The organism is Streptomyces spongiae, assembly GCF_009377185.1.
In the GTDB taxonomy this organism is placed as follows: Bacteria; Actinomycetota; Actinomycetes; order Streptomycetales; family Streptomycetaceae; genus Streptomyces; species Streptomyces spongiae.
In genome coordinates, this window is record NZ_VJZC01001031.1 from 1 (window position 1) to 1,612 (window position 1,612).

The following is a 1,612-nucleotide window of genomic DNA, read 5'->3' on the forward strand; positions in this document are numbered from 1 at the left end:
GGCGTGGCTGCTGCGCTTTCCGTCCGCCTCCGAGAGCGCCCAGGATCTGCTCACCGATCACTTCCTCCGGCCCGACCGGGCCCGGCCGTGGCCGGAGTTCGCGCAGCTGGAGGTGAACTTCTGGGTGGAGTGGCTGCGCCGGCAGTTCTGGGAGCCGCTGTTCCTGACGGCGCTGGTGGCGGGGGCGTGGGGCGCGGTGCGGCAGCGGCCGGCGTTCGCGGGGTTCCTGTTCGCGGCGGCGGGCACCGGGTTCCTCACCCATGCGGCGCATCCCGACATCACCATCTGGGGCGGCCGGCTGATCGTGCTGGCGTGGCTGCTGCCGGTGCTCGGGCTGCCCCTGCTGCTGGAGCGGGCGGCGGGCGGACGGACGGCGGGTGCCGTCGCGGTGCCGGGTCCGTCCAGGCTGGACACGTCGGTAGCCCGTTGAGGTGACGGTGGGCTAAGCCGTTGACTCCCTCAGGAATAGCGGGAATAGACGGCAAATGTCCCAAACAGCTCAACCCGGGCAATTCGACACCCCCGCGGGCGCACAGCACCTCACACTCGGTGCCACGGCTCTGCGCGGCGGCCGCACCTGGCGTACCTGGCGCCCCGGTCCGTACGTCGTCCTCGGCGGCCTGTTCTGGCTGGTGATGACGCTGGCGTACTGGCGGATCCCGCTGTGCTGCGACGCCGGCCAGCACGCGGCGGTCGTCGAGCGCCTCAGAGCGGACCTGCTCCAGCCGGCCCACCCGATGGCGGCCCTGCCGGGTGCGGGCAGCCCGTACTACTCGCCGTACACCGTCGTGCAGGGCGCCCTCGCACGGCTGACCGGGCTGTCGGGCTGGGAGACCGTGAAGCTCGCCGGTCCGGTGAACCTGGCGGTGCTGCTGACGGGGATCGGCCGCTTCGTCCGCACGCTGACGCCCCGCCCGTGGGCGCCGGTCCTCGCCGTACTGTTCATGACGCTGCTGTGGGGCACCGAGCGGGTGCTGTGGAGCGGCTACCTCGGGCTGATGTCGATGACGACGAACCTCGGCTATCCGTCGGCGTTCGCCATCGGGCTGACCTTCTGGGCGTGGGCGCTGACGGGCGGGCGCGAGCGTGGGCCACGCGGGTGGTGGGGGTACGCCGGGCTCGGTGTCCTGTACGGCCTGATCGTGCTGGTCCACCCGATCACGGCGGTCGCGTCGACGACCGGGGCGCTCGCGATCGTGGCGGCGTGGCAGAGCCCGTGGCGGGCGTCGGTCGTGGGGCGGTGGGCCCTCACGGCGGCGGTCGCTGTCGCGGTCGCCCTGGCGTGGCCGTACTACGACGTCCTGGCACTGCCGGGGAACCCGGCCGTGGACGCCGTCCACCGGGGCCTCTACGAGCGGATGGGCGGCCATCTGTGGCTGGCGCTGCTCGGGATGCCCGCACTGTGGGCACGGGCCCGGCGTGCGGCGGGCGGGCGCTGGTGGCGGGCGTGGCGGGACCCGCTGGTGCTGATGTTCGCGCTGGACTGCCTGGTCCTGGCGTACGGCTGGACGAGCGGCCACTACACGTACGGCAGGATCCTCGGGCTCACGGCGGTGCCCCCGCAGTTCGCGCTGGCCTTGGAGCTGGCGGCGCCCCGGCCGTGGGGGTGGGC

The 1,612-nt window shown here is 73.6% G+C and carries 1 protein-coding gene and 1 pseudogene; both read left to right on the forward strand.

What is annotated here, in order from left to right; translation table 11 throughout:
• Window positions 1-430 (forward strand): annotated as a pseudogene (locus FNH08_RS49840) (hypothetical protein); the annotation flags it as partial.
• Between the two features lie 55 nt (window positions 431-485).
• A partial coding sequence (locus tag FNH08_RS49845) for a hypothetical protein (protein ID WP_228034868.1) occupies window positions 486-1,612 on the forward strand: 1,127 nt, incomplete at its 3' end.